We start from the raw sequence: 21,143 nt of genomic DNA, 5'->3' as shown, positions 1-21,143 counted from the left end.
CGGCTCGGACGTCGAGTCCGAGGTTGCCTTGAAGACCGTGGATTTTCCGCTGAACGGCGGCGGCTTCGCACTCGGGCCCTCGATGTCGCTCGACGAGGTCGAGGAGAACGTCCGCACCAACGGCTCGGTGCTGACCGAAGGCAATACCCAGGTCGCCTCGCTCTTCTATGTCGACCCGCAACGCTTCGCTTCCGACGCCGACAACCTCGACCTGATGCAGGGCCTTGCCGCGCGCGTCGTCGAGGAGAACATGAGCGTTTCCTCCTACGAGAACATCACGAAGCAGAGCATCGAATACGCCGACGACATCATACCGGTGCGCCGCGCCACGCCCATCGCGACGGCGATGATCAATGCGGGATATGCCAAGGCTCAGGCGGAGGACGCGGCCGGCTATCTCGAAGAAGCGCTCGGCGCCAAGGAACTCGGCCCCGGCGACGTGCTGCGCATCGGCATCATTCAGAAGGGCGAAGAGGCAAAGATCGTCCGCGCCACGATCTATTCCCATAGCCGGCACGTGCTGACCATGGCAGTGGACGACCGCGGCCGTTTCATTCCGGGCGCCGAGCCGGCGAAGCTCGAAGCGGTGGCGGCTGCCTTCGACGATACCGGCAGGCCGGTGATCTCCAGCGGCCACGACCTGCCGAGGGTTTACGACGGCATCTACCGTGCGGCCCTTTCCTACGGCATGAACGCCGACATGATCGCGCTCGTCGTCAAGCTTTTGGCAAGCAATGTCGACTTCCAGGCTCAGCTGAAGCCGACGGACTCTCTCGAAGCGTTTTTCTCGGTCACCGATGAAAGCGGCCGGGCAACGGAAGATTCGGAACTGCTCTACGTCAACGCCAAATTCGGTGACGCCGAGACGCGGTTCTATCGCTTCCAGGATCCGGACGACAATTCGATCGATTATTTCGACAAGGACGGCAAGAGCATCCGCCAGTTCCTGTTGCGCAATCCCGTTCCGAACGGCCATTTCCGCTCCGGCTTCGGCATGCGCCGCCACCCTATCCTCGGCTTCTCGCGCATGCACACCGGCGTCGACTGGTCCGCTCCGCGCGGCACGCCGATCATCGCGGCCGGAAACGGCGTCGTGCAGAAGGCCGGCTGGGACTCCGGCGGCTACGGCAACCAGACGCTGATCCGCCACGCCAACGGCTATGTGTCGTCCTATAACCACCAAAGCGCGATCGCCAAAAGCGTCAAGCCGGGAACGAAGGTCGTCCAGGGTCAGGTGATCGGCTGGGTCGGAACGACCGGCCTTTCGACCGGCCCGCACCTCCACTACGAGTTGATCGTCAACGGCAACAAGGTGGATCCCTTGCGTATCCGGCTGCCGGGAGGAAAATCGCTCGGCGGCGAGGCGCTGGCGAAGTTCGAGAAGGAACGCGAACGCATCGACGAGCTTCTCGGCGACGATGCGAACGAGGTCGCAAGCAAGTAGCCACACAGCAACGGTATCGCGAACTCGTAACAAAAAGGCCGCCCTGAGGGCGGCCTTCGTGGCTGTCGGAATGCGAGGCTTACGCGGCTTCCTTGTTCGCCCCTGCCCCGCGCTTGAAGTTCAGACGGTCGGAACCGGCAACGACCTTGATCACCGAGCCATCCGGGAACTCGCCCTGCAGCACTTTTTCGGCCAGCGGGTCCTGAACGTATTTCTGGATCGCCCGCTTCAGGGGGCGAGCGCCGTAGGCCGGATCGTAGCCCCTGTCCGCCAGGAAAACGCGGGCATCGTCCTCGAGCTCGAGCGTGATCTTGCGATCCGAGAGGAGCTTGCGCAGCCTTTCGAGCTGAATGTCGACGATCGCGCCCATTTCCGAGCGGCGCAGCCGGTGGAACAGTATGATCTCGTCGACGCGGTTCAGAAATTCCGGACGGAAAGCGGCTCTCACCACTTCCATGACCTGATCGCGAACCGCATCGCTGTCCTCGTTTTCGCCGAGTGCGGTCAGGTATTCCGCACCGAGGTTGGAGGTCATGATGATCATCGTGTTCTTGAAGTCGACCGTGCGCCCCTGACCATCGGTCAGACGCCCATCGTCAAGCACCTGCAGAAGCACGTTAAAGACATCCGGATGCGCCTTCTCGATCTCGTCGAACAGCACGACCTGATAGGGCCGGCGGCGGACCGATTCCGTCAGCGCCCCACCCTCCTCGTAACCGACATAGCCGGGAGGCGCGCCGATCAGGCGGGCGACCGAATGCTTCTCCATGTACTCGGACATGTCGATCCGCATCAGCGCGGTTTCGTCGTCGAAGAGGAAGCGGGCAAGCGCCTTGGTGAGCTCCGTCTTGCCGACGCCGGTCGGACCCAGGAAGATGAAGGAGCCGATCGGCCGGTTCGGATCCTGAAGCCCTGCGCGCGAACGGCGAACCGCCCGCGAGACAGCCTGCACGGCATCACCCTGACCGACGACCCATTTCGCCAGCTCGTCTTCCATCCTGAGCAGCTTGTCGCGCTCGCCTTCCAGCATCTTGTCGACCGGAATGCCGGTCCAGCGTGACACGATATGGGCGATGTTGTCAGGGGTCACGACCTCCTGCACCATCGGGTTGGCGCTGGCACCATCCTGGCTTTCCGCTTCGGCCAGTTCCTTTTCGAGATTCGGGATCACCCCGTAGGCAAGCTCCCCTGCCCGCTGGAATTCGCCCTTGCGCTGTGCGATCTGCAGCTCGTTGCGCGCTTCGTCGAGCTGTTTCTTGAGATCGGCGGCCTGCCCGAGCTTCTGCTTCTCGGCCTGCCAGCGCGCCGTCAATGCGGCTGCCTCCTCTTCGAGCGAAGACAGATCGAGTTCGAGCTTGGCAAGGCGATCCTTGGAGGAAACGTCGGTCTCCTTTTTCAAGGCCTCACGTTCGATCTTCAGTTGAATGACGCGCCTGTCGAGTTCGTCGAGTTCTTCCGGCTTCGAATCGACCTGCATCCTGAGGCGCGAGGCTGCCTCGTCCATGAGGTCGATCGCCTTGTCCGGAAGGAAACGATCGGTGATGTAGCGGTTGGAAAGTGCCGCAGCCGCAACCAGCGCGGAATCGGAGATCCGCACCTTGTGGTGCTGCTCGTATTTTTCCTTCAGGCCGCGCAGGATCGAGATCGTATCCTCGACCGTCGGTTCCTCGACCATCACCGGCTGGAACCGGCGGGCAAGGGCTGCGTCCTTCTCGACATGCTTGCGGTATTCGTCGAGCGTCGTCGCGCCGACGCAGTGCAGTTCGCCGCGGGCAAGCGCGGGCTTCAGGAGGTTCGAGGCATCCATAGCCCCGTCCGCCTTGCCTGCACCGACCAGTGTGTGCATTTCATCGATGAAGAGGATGATCTCGCCACCTTCCGAGCGCACTTCGTTCAGCACGGCCTTGAGCCGCTCTTCGAATTCACCGCGGAACTTCGCACCGGCGATCAGCGCGCCCATGTCGAGCGCCATCAGGCGCTTGTCCTTCAGGCTTTCAGGCACATCGCCGTTGACGATCCTGAGCGCCAGGCCTTCCGCGATGGCGGTCTTGCCGACGCCCGGCTCGCCGATCAGCACGGGATTGTTCTTCGTCCGGCGCGAGAGCACCTGGATCGTTCGGCGAATCTCGTCGTCGCGGCCGATCACCGGATCGAGCTTGCCTTCCCTCGCCTCGGCGGTCAGATCGCGCGCATATTTCTTGAGCGAATCGAAGCCTTGTTCGGCATTGGCGCTGTCGGCGGTGCGGCCCTTGCGGATTTCGTTGATGACCTGGTTGAGCTTCGTCGGCGTGACGCCGGCCTTGGAGAGGATCGACGCCGTCGCGGCCGAGCTTTCGATCGCCAGCGCCAGGAGCAGGCGTTCGACGGTTACGAAGCTGTCGCCGGCCTTCTTGGCCGCATCTTCGGCTGCGGTGAAAACCTTGGCGAGCGGCTGCGACAGATAGACCGAGCCGTTGCCGCCGGTCACCTTCGGAAGCTTCGCCAAAGCTGCGGCCGTACCGACCTTGGCTTCCCGCGCATTGCCGCCGGCGCGCTCGATAAGCGAAGCCGCCATGCCCTGATCGTCGTCGAGCAATACCTTGAGAACGTGCTCCGGCGTAAATTGCTGGTGCCCTTCGGCCAGCGCATAGGTCTGGGCCGACTGCAGGAAACCGCGGACGCGTTCCGAATATTTTTCGATATCCATTCTTTACCTCCATAGCCCGGCGAGCCCATCAACGTGGCACTAGCCGGTGTTTCAGGATCGGGCTCCCGCATTCGGCAAGCCCGTTTAATTCATCGCCGCGCGCCTCTTTGGAGGCGCTGACAATTTGAGTTCCTGACCCGTCCTCGCATTGCGAGATCAGGTCTTCGAAGCGAAATATGGGGCGGCGCACTTCTGAATTAAAGAGCGGCAAATGGAGGCGGCAGAGACAATCGCGTGCGAATGCGCTCGCGCGGTGGATGCGGCACGCGTCGAGATCTTCCGCGAAAGCAAAAAGCCCGGCCGTTACGGGCCGGGCCTTTAGAAGAATTGCTGCGGAAGGGTTATTCCGAGGTGGCGAGCGCCGGGGTATTGCCATCGGTTTCGGGCTGCGCGTCGCCCCCTGCCTCTTCCTGCGCGCCACGGCGCGGCTGCCGGCGAGGCCGGCTCGTGCTGCGGCGACGGGAGGCCGAACGACCGGCCGAGCCCTGCGCCTCCTCTTCCATGGCGACTTCGGCAGGCATGCCCTCGATCACGGGCTGAGGACCCGAACCGTCGATGACCGGCTGAGGCTCGTTGGCCGGAGCCGCTGCGGCCGACGGAGCGACCGGCATTTCCTCTGAATAGCCCTGATCCAGATCGTCCTGATCGCGATCGGCAGAGTCACGATCCTGATAGTCCTGGCGTTCGTCGCGCTGGAACCGGTCCTGCATCTGAGCCTGCGCAGCCGCGATGATGCGGTTGTAATGCTCGGCGTGCTGCAGATAGTTCTCAGCGATCACGCGGTCGCCGGAGCTCTGCGCGTCGCGAGCAAGGGCCGCATATTTTTCGGCGATGTGCTGTGCGGTACCACGAATCTTCACATCCGGGCCGGAGCTATCGTAGGTCCGCGTCAAGGGATTGGATCCCTTGCGATTGTTGTTGTTGTTGTTTCCGCTGTTGTTGTTATTCCGCCCACGGCCGCGCTTGTTTTGCTGTCCTGGCCTCATAGTCCATTCACCTGAATTTTCTTGATAATGATGATCATGTGGTTCCGCTCTCGGTGCGGAAGTCCGCACCCGAGAAAACATGCGCCATGGCAGATCGCCTCTTCGCGATCTCGGCGCCGGTCGACGTTAAATTAACAGGTACCCGCACAAGGCACTGTCGAACCCTAGCAACTCTTTCTTGAGAGCAATCCCCGTGGCCAGGTCATACTGGAACGAATCTTTGGTCCAAGACCTTCTGCCCAGTGCGCGGGGTGAAACTAGCCCGCTTCCTTCGGGATTCCAAGCCCTTTCTTTGCTCTTCCGGAAAGAGAAGTGCGAGTGCAGCATTTTTTCAACGGTTATTGCTGCGCTCAATATCCTGCTGGAACACCAGGACCCGATCGTTGCCGCCGAGGTCCTTTGCGGCAGAGAGCAAACGAAAGCCCTGCGCTTCGAATAGCGCCGTTACCGCTCGTTTTTGATCGAAACCGATTTCCAAGCCTATTACGCCGTCTGTTTCAAGATGGCGACCAGCGTGAGAAGCAATGGCACGATAGGCATCAAGCCCATCCTCTCCGCCATCAAGTGCGGCGACCGGATCGTGGTATCTCACTTCCGGTTCAAGCTCCGGTATTACATTGGACCGGATATAAGGCGGATTTGAGACGATGATATCGAACCGTCCATCCACCGCCTCGAACCACTTGCTTCGAACGGTTCCGAAGCGCTCCGCCAAGCCATTCCTGCGAGCATTTTCAAGTGCCGTCGCCAGGGCGTCTTCGGATATATCGGTACCGAGACCGCGCGCGTCAAGTACCGCTGCGAGAAGAGCGAGACAAATCGCACCCGTGCCCGTTCCGAGGTCGACGATGCGACAACTCCCTTTGCTTGAGGCGATCCGCCGCGCATGGGGAATCAGGCAGTCGACCAGGATCTCGGTGTCCGGACGCGGTTCCAGCGTCTCTTTGGAGAGCTTGAGCTTCAGGCCGAAGAATTCCCGCTCGCCGAGAATCCGATAGACCGGCTCGTGCGCCGCGCGGCGCTCGACCGCGGCACGAATGCGCGCGGCATCCTCGTCGCTGATGGGTTCCCTTCCGCGCGTCAGGAGCGCGGCAAGCGCAAGGTCGAGCAGGCCGGAGATCAGGTGCCGTGCATCGAGCCCCGCCGATTCGAGGCCGGCGGCCTTGAGCCTGTCGCGGCTCTCGGCTAGGAGGCTGTCGAGGGTTTGGGCCATTGAAACTCAGTTCTGCCTTTCGCCGAGCAGCGCGAGCTGGCTTGCCTGATAGTCGGCGAGCAGCGCATCCACCACGTCGTCGATCTCACCTTCCATCATTCGGTCGAGCTTGTAGAGCGTGAGATTGATACGGTGGTCGGTCAAGCGTCCCTGCGGGAAATTGTAGGTGCGTATGCGCTCGGAACGATCGCCGGAACCTACCTGGCTCCTGCGGTCGGCCGAACGCTCGCTGTCGGCGCGCTGCCGTTCCATGTCATAAAGCCGGGAGCGCAGCACCTGCATCGCCTTGGCACGGTTCTGATGCTGCGACTTCTCCGAACTGGTGACGACGATGCCGGTCGGAATATGGGTTATGCGCACGGCCGAATCGGTCGTGTTGACGTGCTGCCCGCCTGCTCCCGAGGAACGCATCGTGTCGACGCGGATGTCCTCCGGGCGGACGTCGATGTCGATCTCTTCGGCCTCCGGCAACACCGCGACCGTCGCCGCCGAGGTATGGATCCGGCCGCTCGCTTCCGTCTCCGGCACGCGCTGCACCCGGTGGACGCCGGACTCGAATTTCAGCCGCGAGAAGACACCGCGGCCCGATACCGTTGCGATGATTTCCTTGTAGCCGCCGGCCTCGCCCTCGCTCGCCGACAGCACTTCGACGCGCCAGCCCTTGCTCGCGGCGTATCTCTCGTACATGCGGAAGAGATCGCCGGCAAAGAGGGCTGCTTCCGAGCCACCCGTACCGGCGCGGATTTCGAGAATCGCGCTCTTTTCGTCGGCCGCATCCTTCGGCAGAAGCAGGATCTGGATTTCCTGCTCGAGCGCTTCGATCTTTTCTTCGACCTCCGGCTTTTCCATCTCCGCGAGGTCGCGCATGTCCTTGTCGGTCGCCCGGTCGGCAAGCATTGCTGCGATGTCGGCGAGCTCGGCAGTCGCCTTCTCATAGGCGCGAATCTTCGAGACGACCGGCTGCAGCTCGGAATATTCCGAGGCCAGCTTCACGTAAACGTCGGCCGACGGGCCGGCGGACATGCGCGCCTCGATTTCGCCGAACCGCCGCTCCAGTTCGCGCATCTTTTCAACGGGAAGCTTTGCCAAATCTCACTCCAATGCACTCGCCTCGCCCGGATCGCGTCCGGACGGAGACGAGAGCCCTCTTGTTCAATCTAAACCGGTATGCCGTTCGCCGCAGCGAAATCGACCAGGAGCTGGCGGATCGACGTGTCGGATTTGACGTCGTCGAGCGCTGCCTCGAGGAGTTCGTTGAGCCTGCCGGCATCGAGCGCCAGGAGCATTGCCTTGACCGGTCCGACAGCCGTCGGCGACATCGAAACCGACCGGAAGCCGAGCCCGAGCAACGCCATGGCCGAAAGCGGTTTGCTTGCCATCTCGCCGCAAAGCGTCACCGGCGTATTGTTGCGCTCGCCGGCCCGCACGATCTCCCGGAGAATCCGCAGGAACGGCCGGCCGAGAATGTCGAATCGTTCGGAAACACGGGCATTGCCGCGGTCGACCGCCATGGCGAACTGGAAGAGATCGTTCGAGCCGACCGAAACGAAATCGACTTCGGCCATCAGTTCGTCGAGCTGCCAAAGCAGCGCCGGCACTTCCAGCATCGCCCCGAACTGCAGCTTGCGCGGCAATTGTTCGCCGAGCTTCGATTGGCGCTCGATCTCCTTCTGCAGGAGTTCTCGCGCGCTCTTCAGCTCCGCGACTTCCGTCACCATCGGCAGCATCATCTTGAGTTCGGCGCCGGCCGTCGCCCTCAGCATTGCCCGGAACTGGGTACGCAGCAGACCCGGCCGATCGAGCGACAGCCTGATGGCGCGCCAGCCGAGGGCGGGGTTCTCCTCTTCCGCGGCACGGAAATAGGGTACGACCTTGTCGCCGCCGATATCCAGCGTCCGGAAGGTGACCGGCTTCCCCGCCGTCTGCTTCATGACGTTGCGATAGAAGGCTTCCTGCTCCTCGGCCTTGGGCATGGTTGAAGCGATCATGAACTGCAGTTCGGTCCGGAAGAGACCGATACCTTCGGCACCCGCCTCGTTCAGATGGGGCAAGTCGACCAGCAGCCCGGCATTCATCTGCAACGTAATGCGCTTGCCGTCCTTCGTCAGCGGCTCGACATCCCGGAGAGCGCGGAACTGCGCCTGCCTGCGCGCACGGAAGCGCACTTTCTCCTCGTAAGCGCGCTGCAGATCGGCCATCGGCCGCAGATGCACCTTCGCATCGTCGCCGTCGACGATGATCGCATCGCGGTTTTCGGCGAGCGCCACTGCCCCCGCCGCCTGGCCGACCACCGGGATGCCCATGGCGCGGGCGACGATGACCACGTGGCTGGTGACCGCCCCCTCCTCCAGCACGAGGCCGCGCACGTTCTCGCGCGGATAGTCGAGCAACTCCGCGGCACCCATGGCGCGCGCGACGACGATCGCGTCATTCGGGAAATCGGCAGCCGAAAGCTTGGCGCCATAACCCGAAAGCTGGCGCAACAGCCGGTTCGCAAGATCGTCGAAATCGTGCATCCGCTCGCGAAGATACGGATCGGTCAGCCGGATCATCCGCGCCTTGGTCTCGCTCTGCACCCGCTCCACCGCCGCTTCCGCCGTCAGGCCGTTGCGGATCGCCTCCTCGAGCTTTCTCACCCAGCCGCGGTCATGGGCGAACATGCGGTAGGTCTCGAGCACCGCGCGGTGTTCGCCTTCCATCGAAACGTCGCGGCGCGACAGCATGTCGTCGATGGAGATGCGCAGCGAGCCGAGCGCCTCCGCAAGCCGCTGCAGTTCGTGCTCCGTGTCCTCGTTGAGCAGATTGGTGACGACGATGCGCGGCTCATGCAGGACGACGTAACCGAGCCCGATGCCTTCGCCGTAGCTGTTGCCCTCGATCGTCACCGGGCGGGACAGATCGAGCTCGAGCCCGGGTTTGGTGATCTTCTTGAGCTCGCCGGTCGCGACCATCTCGGCGAGCACCATAGCGGTCGTTTCCAGCGCCTCGACCTCGTCCTCGCGATAGTTGCGCTGCGCCTTGTTCTGCACGACGAGGACGCCGAGCGCGCGTCCCGTGCGCAGGATCGGAACGCCAAGGAAAGAGTGATAGATCTCTTCGCCCGTCTCCGGCAGGTAGGTGAAGGCGGGGTGCGACTGGGCATCGGAGAGATTGAGCGGCCGTGCCGAAGCGGCGATCGTACCGACGAGACCCTGTCCCATCTTCAATTGCGCCAGATGCACCGCCGTCTTGTTCAGACCTTCGGTCGCGTAAAGTTCGAGCACGCCATCGGAGCGCAGCACGTAAACCGAGCACACTTCCGCAACCATGTTCTGCGCAATCTGGCGAACGATCCGGTCAAGGCGCTCCTGCGGCTCGAGCGGTTCCGCCATGAGCTCGCGCAACCGCTTGAGGAGAACGCGCGGACCTGCGGAAAGGTCTCTCATCGCGTGGGGTCTCCTGAATAAGAATAAACGTCGGGCCCATGCGGGACGCCGCGGCCTCTGCATGCATCCTCGAAGCGAAATCGATCCGAGGACAAGACCATGCAGCAGTTCCAATCACTACAGCGACGTCTTCCGTGTCTTTTCAGACGCGCGGCGCCGGGTCGCGAATCCCAAATCAAATGCCTGCCGTTTAACTCTTATCCAGACCGTAGACGGAATGCAAAGTGCGAACGGCCAATTCGGCGTAAGGTCCGTCGATCAGGATGGAGATCTTGATTTCGGAGGTGGTGATGGCCTTGATGTTGATCCCCTTGTCGGCAAGTGCCCGGAACGCGGAAGCGGCGACGCCCGCATGGCTGCGCATTCCGATGCCGATCACCGAGACCTTGACGAGGCCCGACTCCGACTGAATGACGTCATAGCCGATCTTTTCCTTGTTATCGCCCAGAACCCTGAGGGCCTTGTCGACGTCGCCGGACGGCACGGTGAAGGTCATATCGGTCTTCGAGCCGTCTTCCGAAATGTTCTGGACGATCATGTCGACATTGATGTGGGCTTCCGCAAGCGGCCCGAAGATCGCGGCGGAAACGCCCGGCCGGTCGGCCAGGCGGCGCAGCGAGATCTGTGCTTCATCCTTGGCATAGGCGATGCCGGTTACGACTTCCTGTTCCACGATCTCATCCTCATCACAAATCAGCGTTCCGGGCGGGTTCATGAGATCACCCATGCCCGGCGCATCGGGATCCTCGAAAGAAGAACGCACGAATGTGCGTACCTTGTGCACCATGGCGAGCTCGACCGAGCGTACCTGCAGCACCTTGGCGCCGAGAGACGCCATTTCCAGCATTTCCTCGAAGGCGATCTTCTTCAATCGCCGGGCCTTCGGTTCGATGCGCGGGTCGGTCGTGTAGACGCCGTCGACGTCGGTGTAGATGTCGCAGCGATCGGCCTTGACGGCGGCTGCGATTGCGACGGCGGAGGTGTCCGAGCCGCCGCGGCCGAGCGTCGCCAGGCGGTTGTCCGGACCGAGACCCTGGAAGCCGGCGACGACCGCCACCTGACCCTCGCCCATGCGTCGGATGACATCGGCGCCGTCGATTTCGAGAATGCGGGCCGCACCATGGGCGTTGTCGGTCTTGATCGGCAACTGCCAGCCCTGCCACGAGCGGGCGTTGATGCCCATCGACTGCAGCGCGATCGCAAGCAGGCCGGAGGTCACCTGTTCGCCTGAGGCGACGACCGCGTCATATTCGCGCGCATCGTAAAAGGGGGCGTTCGAGCCCGCGACCTTCGGCATGTTTTCGACCCAGCCGACCAGCTCGTTGGTCTTGCCGGACATGGCGGAAACGACGACAGCAACCTCATGGCCGGCATCGACTTCGCGTTTCACATGGCGGGCGACATTGTGGATGCGGTTCAAATCTGCGACGGAGGTCCCGCCGAATTTCATCACGATGCGTGCCATTTCGCCTCTACCGTAACAACATGTTTGCGCGCCTGCCACAGCGACCTTGGAGCGTCCAAAAAGACGCGCGGCGCCGTAGGCGCGACAGGAAAACGCCCCCGCCGGCGCCTGACGATCAAAAAGCTTGAGGAGACTTCTCGGACATCAGCAAGTCGCCGCCTCGGGGAGCGGAAAGTCGCGGCGTCTCTTAGCGGATCAGGGGGCCGCGTGCAATGGCCGTCAGAGCGGCGGCCCAATCGCGCTGGACATGAACACTGCTCTCATTTAAAAACCACTTGCATAACAATATCAGTTCTGCCAATCTCACTCCAGACGCAGGGCGGCGGCCGCCCAACGGGAGGAAGGACAATGCGCAAAGTCATCATGTGGGACATGGTCAGTGTCGACGGGTTTTTCGAAGCTCCGGGGCATGACATCGGCTGGTTCGTTTTTGAAGAGGAACTCGACGCCTATATCCGCGAGACGCAGTTCGAGGCCGGCACACTGCTCTTCGGCCGCACCACCTACGAACTCATGGCCGCCTATTGGCCCTCGTCCCGGGATCATATCGCCGCCTTCATGAACGGGGTCGAGAAATACGTCTTCTCCAGGACGCTCAGGAGTGCCGACTGGAACAACACGACCCTCGTTTCCGGCGATGCCGCCGACGAGGTCAGGCGCCTGAAAGAACGCGAAGGCGGCGCGATCTTCATCTTCGGCAGCGCCGATTTCGCTTCCACGCTGATCGCTCAAGGACTCGTCGATGAATACCGTCTCGGCATCAATCCGGTGCTGCTCGGCAAGGGCACGCCCCTCTTTCAGAACGTTCCAGAGCGGACGAAGCTTGATCTCACTCATGTCCGCCCTCTGAAGTCCGGTGTCGTCATCCTGCATTACCGGCCGGAATCGGCGTGAGCGACCGAGACCGATCGACCGCCAGACGAGCCTCAGGCCCTTGACATCCCCCTTCGATCGTCCGACTTCAACATCGGAATGAAGGGCTACAGCGATCTTTGCGCGCCTGATCGAGGCGCGCGGCGCTGAAGGATGAGGCAAGGAGGCTCTGATGAGCGAGACGGCGCGCACGACGATCGACCAGAGCGAGGTGGACCGCTTTTCTGCCATGGCGGCCGAATGGTGGGATCCGACCGGCAAGTTCCGCCCGCTGCATAAATTCAATCCTGTGCGCCTCACCTATATCCGCGACAGGGTCTCGGAGCATTTCGGCCGCGATGCGAAGAGCCGGCAGCCGCTTGAGGGGCTGCGGGTCCTTGATATCGGCTGCGGCGGCGGACTCCTTTCCGAGCCGATGGCCCGGATGGGAGCGGACATCGTCGGGGCCGACGCCTCGGAAAAGAACATCGGCATCGCCAGAACGCATGCGGCCGGCAGCGGCGTCAGCGTCGATTATCGCGCCGTCACGGGGGAGGCCCTTGCCGAAGCCGGCGAGAGCTTCGACGTCGTTTTGAACATGGAAGTGGTCGAGCATGTCGCAGACGTCGAATTCTTCATGACGACCTGTGCGCATATGGTGCGCCCGGGCGGCCTGATGTTCGTCGCCACAATCAACCGCACACTGAAAGCCGCAGCACTCGCGATCTTCGCGGCCGAAAACGTGCTGCGCTGGCTGCCCCGCGGCACCCACCAATACGACAAACTGGTTCGGCCGGACGAGTTGGAAAGACCGCTCGAGGCGAGCGGCATGGAGATTGCCGACCGCACCGGCGTCTTCTTCAATCCGCTGGCCAACCAGTGGAACCTGTCGAGGGATATGGACGTCAATTACATGATCGTGGCGAAACGGCCGATCTGAGCCCTGTCGTCGTCAGTTCGTGTCGTCCGGCAGCACCGGCAGCGGGGCGATCTCGATTCCCTCTTCGATGAGGGCAATCGCCTCTTCCGCGGTCGCCTTGCCGATCAGCCCGCGCTGGTCGGCTTCGCCGTAATGAATCTTGCGCGCCTCGTCCGGGAAGCGCTCGCCGACGTCTTCCGCGTTTTCGCGAATCGACTTCACCAGCTCCTTGAGCTTGGCAACCGTTTCCTTCTGGGCCTGGTCCATTACCAGTTCGCGGCGTGCTTCCTTCTTGCGCGCCGTGGAGACGGCAGGTGCCATCAGTTGCTTGCTGACGGAATCGGAACCGCAACTGGGACAGGTGACCAGGCGCCGGGCGACCTGGCGGTCGAAATCGTCGCTCGAAGAGAACCAGCCCTCGAAGGCGTGGCCCTTGTCACAGGCAAGATTGTAGTGGATCAAGCTGCAGCGCCTCCTTTTCCCACCGGAACCACCTCATCCAACACGAAGCTGCGCGCGTTCCTGAGGTTGGGAATCTTGGCGCGCGCCGCGTGCACCGCCGCCACATCGATCTCGGCGACGATGATCTCCTCGCCGGTCGCTCCGGCTTCGGCCAGCACCCTGCCCCAGGGATCGACGATCATCGAGTGGCCGAAGGTCTCCCGGCCATCCTCATGCGTGCCCGCTTGGGCGGCGGCAATAACGAAGAGCCCGTTTTCGATGGCCCGGGCGCGCAGCAGGATTTCCCAATGCGCCTCGCCGGTCTGGCGCGTGAACGCCGCCGGCACCGACATGATCTCGGCTCCCGCCACGGCCTGCTGGCGGAAAAGCTCGGGGAAGCGCACATCGTAGCAGATCGAAAAACCGAGCTTGCCGAAGGGAAGATCGGCAGTACGGGCGGTATTACCCGGATGATAGGCGGCGCTCTCGCGCCAGCTTTCGCCATTCTCCAGATCCACGTCGAACATGTGGATCTTGTCGTAATCACAGATCTTCGCGCCGTCAGGCCCGAACAGGAAGCCGCGATTGGCAATCTTTCCATCCGCGCGCGCGATCGGTGTCGAGCCGACATGCAGGTAAATTCCGAGCTCGCGGGCAAGCCGGGATGCCTCGCGAACGACGACGTCGTTCTCCCCATCCTTCAACACCGACCGCAAACCCGTCCGGTCGCGCTGGACCGCTCCGGTCATCTCCGGCGTCTGAACATAGGTTGCGCCCCGCGAAGCCGCTTCGCGCACCAGCTTCGCCATCGTCTCCGCATTTCCTGCGGGGTCGACACCGGAGCACATCTGGACGGCGGCAGCCTTGAACGTCATCGCTTTCTTTCTCCCAAGCGGAACTTTGGATCAGACCTATCCGGCATCGCAGCATTCATCTCTTTCGGATGGAAAGGCCAGTCGTGGCATTTCACTTCAGGCCGCGAGCAGATCGTCGAGCTTGCCGGCACGATCGAGCGCATGCAGATCGTCGCAGCCGCCGACGGGAACATCGTTGATGATGATTTGCGGGAAGGTCCTGCCGCCCCTGGATTTTTCGATCATCTCCTGGCGAAGTTCAGGTGCATAAGTGGCGTCATACTCGGTGAAGTCGACGCCCTTGCTTTCCAGAAGTTTCTTCGCCCTCGTGCAATAGCCGCAGAACTGACGCGTATAAATGACGACCGAAGCCATGGTCTCCAACTGCTCCTTCACCGGCATCGATCGCCGGACATCTTCTTGTCATATAGGACCGGACATGGCCCTTGCAAAGGTCAAAACCGTGACGTCTCCGGCGCCCGCACGCTTCAGCGCCCGGGTCGCGGCGGCGACGGTCGCGCCGGTCGTATAGACGTCGTCGACGAGAACGATGCGCTTGCCCGCGAGTTCCCGCTTCGCGCCTTCGGGTACTGCGAAGGCGCCGCGGACATTGTCCTCGCGTGCCCTGGCACCGAGTCCGACCTGCCGGCTCGTGCGCTTGATGCGGCGAAGGACATCCGGCCGATAGGCTCTTGCGGAACGTTCGGCAATGACGCGTGCAAGCTCCGCCGCCTGGTTGAACTTGCGTCTCCAGAGGCGGAGCGCATGGAGCGGAACCGGCACGATCATGTCCGCCGCTGCCACGGCACCGTCGCTGGCGCGGATCATCCACTCCGCCATCATGGGTGCAAGGTCGGTGCGATCACGGTATTTCAGGCCATGCACGAGGTCGCGGACGATCCCTTCGTGAATGGCCACCGATCGCAGCCTGTCGAAGACCGGAGGATTGGCAATGGCCTCGGGCGAAACCGCGCTCTCGCCCGGATCGTAGGCGAAGGGCAAGCCCAGGACCTCGCAATAGGGCCGCTCGATGAACGGCATGCCTGCCCAGCAGGAAGCGCAGACGGCATGGGCATATCCGGTCAGCCGGCCGCATCCCGAGCAGACTGGCGGAAAGATGAGATCGACCGCCTGGGCCGAAATCCGGCGGAGGATGCCCGCCCAATCCATTGCCCAGTTTTCCTGCCCGCCCCGTTTCATGCGCTTGACTTAATTCGTGTTGCTGTCTGTCGCGTTAGACCCTAACTGAGCAGAGGACGGAGGGTGCAGCAAGCTTTAAAGCGCTGCAGCGGTCTCTGCGCGTCCGATAAGACGCGCGGCGCTGCAGGGTTTCTGTCGCACCCCGCGATTTCGGAGAGACTGTCGTGGAAATCATCTTTGACCAGAGCCTCGTCGAGGCGCATCGCCGGCGCGCGCTGCGCCAGGGCGACGAGAAGGCAGGCTTCCTGCTCGACATCGTCGCACAGGAACTTGCCGAGCGCGTGAGCGTCGTCGAACGGCAGTTCGAAACGGCCATGGAGCTGCACGGCTATACGGGTGCCGCCGCGCGCAGCCTTGCCACGACCGGCAACGTCGGCGCGATCGAGCGGGTGGAAACCGACAGCGCCTTCGGTTCGGCCCGCGAGCCGGTGACGGAGGCGCCTCTGGAGCGCATCCCGGCCGAACCGGCGTCGCTCAATCTCCTTGTGTCGCCCCTGTCGCTCCATCTCACCAACGATACGCCCGGCGTCTTCATCCAGGCGCGCCGCGTGCTGAAGCCCGACGGATTGTTCCTTGCCGCAATACCCGGCAGCGGCACGCTGCAGGAGCTGCGCGAGGCGCTTCTCGCAGCCGAGGCGGAACTGACGGGCGGGGCGAGCCCCCGGGTGATCCCCTTCGCCGACGTGCGCGACATGGGAGCCCTTCTGCAGCGGGCGGGCTTTGCCCTGCCGGTGGCGGATACCGAGACCTACACCGTCCGCTACGATTCGCTTTTCGGCCTCATCCGCGACTTGCGGGCAATGGGCATGACGAACCCGCTCGCTTCGCGCAATCGCAAGCCGATGCCGCGGCGCTTCTTTCTCAGAGCCGCAGAAATCTACGCGCAGCGCTTCTCCGATCCGGACGGGCGCATCCGCGCGACCTTCTCGATCATTTATCTTTCGGGCTGGGCGCCGCACGAGAGTCAGCAGAAGCCGCTCAAACCCGGCTCGGCAAAGCAGAGACTGTCCGACGCGCTTGGCGCGAGCGAGCACAAGCTCAAGGATGAAGGCGAGCCGTGATCCAGGCTCTTAGATCCAGGCTGCCTCGATCGTGTTGGTGACGAAGGTCAGCATGCCGAGCAGTGCGCCGGAGAAATTCTGCAGGCCGATCAGAAGGCCGACCGAGATCAGCGCGGCCAGGAGTCCGTATTCCACCGCCGTAGCGCCGTCGTGGTCTCGAAGCAGGCGTCTCAGCGTCTCCATTGGTCCTCCAGCCGCTCAGGACGTGCGTAGTTTCAAAAGATTGAAGCTCAGCGTCGCCTTTCGGCGCTCCGCTGCGCTCAGCATCCACTCCTGCTGCCATCGGCATCGATGATGCAGACGGCACCCGGCATCTCCTGAAGCACGCTGCGCCGAACGGTGTAGCGCTTGGCCGTACCGCCCGAGGGTATGGAGCCCGTCGAGATGTTGTCATAGTCGATCGGCGTGTTCGCAAGCATTCGCTTGTCGCTCTTGGACGACAGCATCGGCGTAAGGATGAGCGTCAGCGCAATGACCGCCGTGCCGAACAGCAGCGACAGATTGAGCACGCCTGTCCGGCGGGACTGGCTCGTCACCAGATCCTTGTCCTGAACCGTCCTCCAGAAATCCTCGTCCACCATCCCAGCCTCATGAAACACGTAAAGAGCGGCGGGCGAAGCACCCTTCCCAAAGCCTCGTCCTGACCACAACTGCCCGAAAACGGCGCCGTCGAGGTGACGCGCGCCGGAACTGACCCCATCTTGCCCGAGGGTGATAAACGTTCGATTAACGAATTATCGAATTTAGCGGGATTGCGCGCCGAGGGCGAAGTTCTTCACGGCTCTGTCAGGGCGTTTCACTGATTCATTGAAACAGCCCTTCCGCACGGAAAAACGTTATACGCTTTTCCTGGAAGTGCTCCTAAAGCAAATCCATCAGGAACGGGATCAGCGGCTCGTCGGCGGGCGGCATGGCGTAGTCGCGCAACGCCTTCGGGCGCACCCACTTGATCGCCTGGCCTTCGCGGCCTTCGGCAAACCCCTCGTAGCGACGGCAGATGTAAAGCGGCATCAGGAGGTGAAAGTCGTCGTAGCCGTGGCTCGCGAATGTCAGCGGCGCGAGGCAGGCGACTTTGGTGCGGATGCCGAGCTCCTCTTCGAGCTCGCGGATCAACGTCTCCTCCGGGGTCTCGCCACTCTCGACCTTGCCGCCCGGGAACTCCCACAGGCCCGCGAGAGGCTTGCCTTCCGGGCGTTGCGCCAGCAGAACGCGTCCATCGGCATCGACGAGCGCGCAGGCGGCAACGAGCACGATCTTCTTACCCTGCATGTCCGTCAGACCTTCGGCGTTCGATAGAGATAGCGGTAGACCTCGGTGAAACCGGCCTTGCGATAAAGCTCGATCGCAGCCCCGTTGTCGGCCTCCACCTGCAACCAGGCCTTCTTTGCGCCCTTGAGACGTGCCCAACGGAGCGAGGCGTCGAGGAGCGCACTGCCGACCCCTCGCCGGCGAACCGCTTCGGCAACCGCGAACTGCATGATGCCGGCAAGATCATTGTCGTGCACGACGAGCGACACCGCCGTCGGCCCGATCTTTCGGTCCTCGAACAGGAACAGGCCGCATTCGGGCTTGATGGCGTTGATGATCCCGGTCAGCGCCTGCTTGGCTTCCGGAGGATCCCTGCCGATCAGGATGCGGGCATCCACGAAACGGCCGACATCCTTGATCGGCAGATGGTCGATGCCTTCGCTGAAATCGCGCTCCGCCAGGTCGAGCGCCAGAACCAGACTGTGCGCGAACGACGTCCAGCCCTCGCCATCCATATGGTCGATCATCTTCGGCGGCGTCAGCGGCGTCTGGCGAACCGTGAGCGAGCGGCCCGATTCGGCAAAAAGCCTGCGCGCCTTCTCCAACCGGATGGCTATGTCGCGATAGTCGGACGGATCGAGCGGGTTGACGGAATTCAGGCGCTTGGAAGGGTGCCCCGCCGTCAGACGGATAAGCCAGCTGCCGTCATATTGCACCGACGAGGCCGGCCAGGCGCGAAAACCCACTGCTTCCAGCCGCCGCACGCTCGGTAGGTCGACCGCGACCGTTTCCCCGTTCCCCGCCCCGTCGCCGGGCGGCTCTCTGCCGTTCGATGTCATGTCCATAGCCTTGAATGCTGCGGGGCCGGAAAGAGCGCGCGGCTTTCCGGCCGCAACCCGCTCTCTCAACTCCTCGACCGTATCAGCTTCTGTAGTCGCCGTTGATTTCGACATATTCCTTGGTCAGGTCGCAGGTATAGACCGTGGCGCGGCCCGAACCCAGACCGATATCGACGCGGATCGGAATGGTCTCGCCCTGCATGACCGCAGTCGCGGCCGCTTCCGAATAGGCCGGATCGCGCTCGCCCTCGACTGCGACGCGGATATCGCCGAACCAGATCGCCAGCCGGTCGCGCTCGGCCATCTCTCCCGACTTGCCGACGGCCATGACGACGCGCCCCCAATTGGCGTCCTCGCCCGCAACCGCCGTTTTGACGAGCGGCGAATTGGCTATCGAAAGTGCGATACGTTTGGCGGCGGCATCGTTTTCCGCGCCCTCGACCGTCACCTCGACCATCTTGCGCGCGCCCTCGCCGTCGCGCACGACCTGCAACGCCAGATCACGCAGCAGATCGTCGAGCGCGGCGCGGAACCCATCGAGACGCGGGTCGGCCGCGTCCTCGACCTTCGCCTGGCCATCGCCTGCCGCCGCACCGGTCGCAAACAGCATCAGCGTGTCGGAGGTGGACGTGTCGCTGTCGACCGTCACCGAATTGAAGGTGGGTTCGACGCCTGCCTGAAGCAGTGCCTGAAGCGCCGCCGGGGCAATGTCCGCATCGGTGACGACGAAGGAGAGCATGGTCGCCATGTCGGGCGCGATCATCCCGGCGCCCTTGGCGATCCCGTTGATCGCGACCTTGACACCGCCGATCTCGGCGCTGCGGGTGGCAACCTTCGGATAGGTATCGGTCGTCATGATCGCTTTGGCCGCTTCGAACCAGAAGTCCTGGGTGGCGGACGCGGCAAGCTTGTCGAGAACACCGGCGAACTTGGTGGCGTCGAGCGGCTCGCCGATGACGCCCGTCGACGCCAGGAAGACCTCCGCCTCGCTGCAGCCGACGGCCTTTGCCGCGGCCTCGGCCGTGAGCCTGGTCGCCTCCCTGCCCTTCTTGCCGGTGAACGCGTTGGCATTGCCCGAGTTGACGACGACGGCGCGCGCAATGCCGCCCGGCAGGTTCTGCCGGCAATGATCGACCGGAGCGGAGGGGCACTTCGACCGCGTGAACACGCCGGCCACGGATGCCGGCCGGTCGAAGAGCATCATCAGCACGTCGGTCCGGTTCTTATACTTGATCCCTGCGGCAGCGGTCGCCATGCGTACGCCGCGAAGGGCCGGCATTTCGGCAAAGGTTTTCGGAGCAAGCGGAGAGACGGAACCGGACATGGGATTGAACCTGCTTTTCAGAAGCCTCGGATGTTGTGCGAAATGCCCGAACGGCATTCAGCCGTCGGGCATCCGGATCTTTGAAGGCAGAGCGGAGCAAATGCGAGCGACCTCAGCCTCCGCTCGGGGCGCGCCTCCCCAAGGGGCCGCCCGGCCGTAATTACTTGGTTTCCTGCGGCTTGCCGGCCTCGTCATAGGCCTTCTTGAGCGCCGGATCGGAGATTTCGACCGCAGTGCTCTCCTTCGCGGAATTCAGAAGCTCGAGGTACTTGTCACGCATGACGAGCTGGCGAACCTGCGGCTCGACCTGTTCGAGCGTCGGCGGAGCCTGGGGACGCTTGTCCTCGATGAGGATCACATGGAAGCCGAACTGCGTCTTGACCGGCGTCTTCGTATAGGCGCCCTTTTCGAGCGCGAAGGCGGCCGTCTCGAATTCAGGCACCATGCGGCCCTTGGTGAAGTAGCCGAGATCGCCGCCCTCTTCCTTGTTCGGGTCGGTGGACTTGGCCTTCGCAAGATCGGCGAAGTTCTTGCCCGCATCGAGCTCCTTGATGACGTCCTTCGCCTCGTCTTCGGTCTTGACGAGGATATGGCGGGCCTTGACCTCTTCCTGCGGCGGAATCGCTGCGACTTCCTTGTCGTAGCGCGCCTTCACTTCCTCGGAAGTTACGGCATCGACCACGTGCTTCTTGAAGAATGCGTTGTGCAATTCGCGTTCGGTCAGGAAGGCGACGCGCTGCTTGAACGCCTCGTCGTTCTGAAGTCCTTCCTTCTCGGCGTCCTTCAAAAGAAGCTTGACGTCGATGACGGCCGAAAGTGCTGCCGCGCGCTTCTGTTCGTCGGGCATCCGCTGGAGCTGCGGATCGAGGCTCGTGATTGCGAGATCAAGTTCCGACTGGCGGATTTCCTGGTCGCCGACTTTCGCGATGACCGGATCGGTCCCTTCGGCGCGGGCGACACCCGCCGCGATCATCGCGACCAGTGCCGCGGCCGCAAGGGTCTTGTATCTAGACATGTTTCTAACCTTTCACCATTGGCCGCCAGCGCGATTGCCTCCGGCCCCGAGGGGCTGCACAACAACCAGAATGTGGCGGTTCTGTAGCCGTCCGGCCGTGCAAGTGCGTTGACATAATCCGACCCCCCTCTTATCTGTCACGCAACCTCGCGTCCAGAACAGTTTCCGGGC

20 protein-coding genes (1 of these 20 running past the window's edge) are annotated in these 21,143 nt (G+C 62.8%); 4 read left to right on the top strand and 16 right to left on the bottom strand.

What is annotated here, in order from left to right; translation table 11 throughout:
- On the top strand, positions 1-1,444 hold the 3' portion of the coding sequence (locus JOH52_RS10195) for a M23 family metallopeptidase (RefSeq protein ID WP_010970071.1). It extends 497 nt beyond the left edge of the window; 1,444 of the gene's 1,941 nt are visible here — the last part of the coding sequence; its start codon lies off the left edge, out of view; the stop codon is at positions 1,442-1,444.
- Positions 1,445-1,523: 79 nt separating this feature from the next.
- On the opposite strand, the gene clpB is transcribed toward JOH52_RS10195, so the two are convergent.
- The 6 genes from clpB to JOH52_RS10165 all read right to left on the bottom strand — a co-directional run bounded on the left by clpB (position 1,524) and on the right by JOH52_RS10165 (position 11,219).
- Entirely contained in the window at positions 1,524-4,130 is a 2,607-nt protein-coding gene (clpB, locus tag JOH52_RS10190) for an ATP-dependent chaperone ClpB (RefSeq protein WP_010970072.1), read from the bottom strand.
- Between the two features lie 341 nt (positions 4,131-4,471).
- Complete coding sequence (locus JOH52_RS10185; protein WP_003533528.1) at positions 4,472-5,116, bottom strand: DUF4167 domain-containing protein; 645 nt, start codon at positions 5,114-5,116, stop codon at positions 4,472-4,474.
- A 331-nt stretch (positions 5,117-5,447) separates the two neighbouring features.
- Positions 5,448-6,329, bottom strand: coding sequence for a peptide chain release factor N(5)-glutamine methyltransferase (gene prmC / locus JOH52_RS10180; RefSeq protein WP_010970073.1), 882 nt, complete (start codon positions 6,327-6,329; stop codon positions 5,448-5,450).
- Between the two features lie 6 nt (positions 6,330-6,335).
- The gene (gene prfA / locus JOH52_RS10175) at positions 6,336-7,418 is read right to left on the bottom strand and encodes a peptide chain release factor 1 (protein ID WP_010970074.1); all 1,083 of its coding nucleotides are present in this window, start codon (positions 7,416-7,418) and stop codon (positions 6,336-6,338) included.
- Positions 7,419-7,486: 68 nt separating this feature from the next.
- Complete coding sequence (gene ptsP / locus JOH52_RS10170; protein WP_003533522.1) at positions 7,487-9,754, bottom strand: phosphoenolpyruvate--protein phosphotransferase; 2,268 nt, start codon at positions 9,752-9,754, stop codon at positions 7,487-7,489.
- Positions 9,755-9,944: 190 nt separating this feature from the next.
- Positions 9,945-11,219 carry an aspartate kinase gene (locus tag JOH52_RS10165; protein WP_003533520.1) on the bottom strand — a complete coding sequence of 425 codons (1,275 nt, stop codon included), beginning with the start codon at positions 11,217-11,219 and terminating at the stop codon, positions 9,945-9,947.
- A 348-nt stretch (positions 11,220-11,567) separates the two neighbouring features.
- Between JOH52_RS10165 and JOH52_RS10160 the strand changes: the two genes are divergently transcribed.
- Both JOH52_RS10160 and ubiG read left to right on the top strand, forming a co-directional pair.
- Entirely contained in the window at positions 11,568-12,113 is a 546-nt protein-coding gene (locus JOH52_RS10160; protein ID WP_010970075.1) for a dihydrofolate reductase family protein, read from the top strand.
- 151 nt (positions 12,114-12,264) lie between these two features.
- A complete protein-coding gene (gene ubiG / locus JOH52_RS10155) occupies positions 12,265-13,011 on the top strand; it encodes a bifunctional 2-polyprenyl-6-hydroxyphenol methylase/3-demethylubiquinol 3-O-methyltransferase UbiG (RefSeq protein ID WP_014529871.1) in 747 nt (248 codons plus the stop codon).
- Between the two features lie 12 nt (positions 13,012-13,023).
- Here the strand turns inward: ubiG and JOH52_RS10150 are convergent, their stop codons facing one another.
- The 4 genes from JOH52_RS10150 to JOH52_RS10135 form a co-directional block, all read right to left on the bottom strand.
- Complete coding sequence (locus JOH52_RS10150; RefSeq protein ID WP_010970077.1) at positions 13,024-13,452, bottom strand: DUF1178 family protein; 429 nt, start codon at positions 13,450-13,452, stop codon at positions 13,024-13,026.
- Positions 13,449-14,306: a carbon-nitrogen hydrolase family protein gene (locus tag JOH52_RS10145; RefSeq protein ID WP_013844815.1), complete on the bottom strand. Its 858-nt coding sequence runs from the start codon at positions 14,304-14,306 to the stop codon at positions 13,449-13,451. The genes JOH52_RS10150 and JOH52_RS10145 overlap by 4 nt, the downstream gene beginning before the upstream one ends.
- A gap of 96 nt (positions 14,307-14,402) precedes the next feature.
- Complete coding sequence (gene grxC, locus JOH52_RS10140; RefSeq protein WP_003533511.1) at positions 14,403-14,660, bottom strand: glutaredoxin 3; 258 nt, start codon at positions 14,658-14,660, stop codon at positions 14,403-14,405.
- Positions 14,661-14,708: 48 nt separating this feature from the next.
- Positions 14,709-15,455 carry a ComF family protein gene (locus JOH52_RS10135; RefSeq protein ID WP_010970080.1) on the bottom strand — a complete coding sequence of 249 codons (747 nt, stop codon included), beginning with the start codon at positions 15,453-15,455 and terminating at the stop codon, positions 14,709-14,711.
- 194 nt (positions 15,456-15,649) lie between these two features.
- Here JOH52_RS10135 and JOH52_RS10130 point away from each other — a divergent pair, with 194 nt between their 5' ends.
- The gene (locus tag JOH52_RS10130) at positions 15,650-16,546 is read left to right on the top strand and encodes a methyltransferase domain-containing protein (protein WP_010970081.1); all 897 of its coding nucleotides are present in this window, start codon (positions 15,650-15,652) and stop codon (positions 16,544-16,546) included.
- A 9-nt stretch (positions 16,547-16,555) separates the two neighbouring features.
- On the opposite strand, the gene JOH52_RS10125 is transcribed toward JOH52_RS10130, so the two are convergent.
- The 6 genes from JOH52_RS10125 to JOH52_RS10100 form a co-directional block, all read right to left on the bottom strand.
- Positions 16,556-16,729 carry a Flp family type IVb pilin gene (locus tag JOH52_RS10125; protein ID WP_010970082.1) on the bottom strand — a complete coding sequence of 58 codons (174 nt, stop codon included), beginning with the start codon at positions 16,727-16,729 and terminating at the stop codon, positions 16,556-16,558.
- Positions 16,730-16,806: 77 nt separating this feature from the next.
- Positions 16,807-17,127: a hypothetical protein gene (locus JOH52_RS10120; RefSeq protein WP_003533504.1), complete on the bottom strand. Its 321-nt coding sequence runs from the start codon at positions 17,125-17,127 to the stop codon at positions 16,807-16,809.
- Between the two features lie 280 nt (positions 17,128-17,407).
- Entirely contained in the window at positions 17,408-17,815 is a 408-nt protein-coding gene (mutT, locus tag JOH52_RS10115; RefSeq protein WP_003533503.1) for an 8-oxo-dGTP diphosphatase MutT, read from the bottom strand.
- 5 nt (positions 17,816-17,820) lie between these two features.
- The gene (locus tag JOH52_RS10110; RefSeq protein WP_003533502.1) at positions 17,821-18,639 is read right to left on the bottom strand and encodes a GNAT family N-acetyltransferase; all 819 of its coding nucleotides are present in this window, start codon (positions 18,637-18,639) and stop codon (positions 17,821-17,823) included.
- Positions 18,640-18,715: 76 nt separating this feature from the next.
- Positions 18,716-19,957, bottom strand: a complete 1,242-nt coding sequence (gene argJ / locus JOH52_RS10105) for a bifunctional glutamate N-acetyltransferase/amino-acid acetyltransferase ArgJ (protein WP_010970084.1) — start codon at positions 19,955-19,957, stop codon at positions 18,716-18,718.
- Positions 19,958-20,117: 160 nt separating this feature from the next.
- Positions 20,118-20,972 carry a peptidylprolyl isomerase gene (locus JOH52_RS10100; protein WP_010970085.1) on the bottom strand — a complete coding sequence of 285 codons (855 nt, stop codon included), beginning with the start codon at positions 20,970-20,972 and terminating at the stop codon, positions 20,118-20,120.
- Positions 20,973-21,143 lie beyond the last annotated feature (171 nt).

The sequence above is a fragment of the Sinorhizobium meliloti genome (assembly GCF_017876815.1).
In the GTDB taxonomy this organism is placed as follows: Bacteria; Pseudomonadota; Alphaproteobacteria; order Rhizobiales; family Rhizobiaceae; genus Sinorhizobium; species Sinorhizobium meliloti.
The sequence above is the reverse complement of the archived record's forward strand: the minus strand, read 5'-3'. Positions and strand labels throughout refer to the sequence as shown.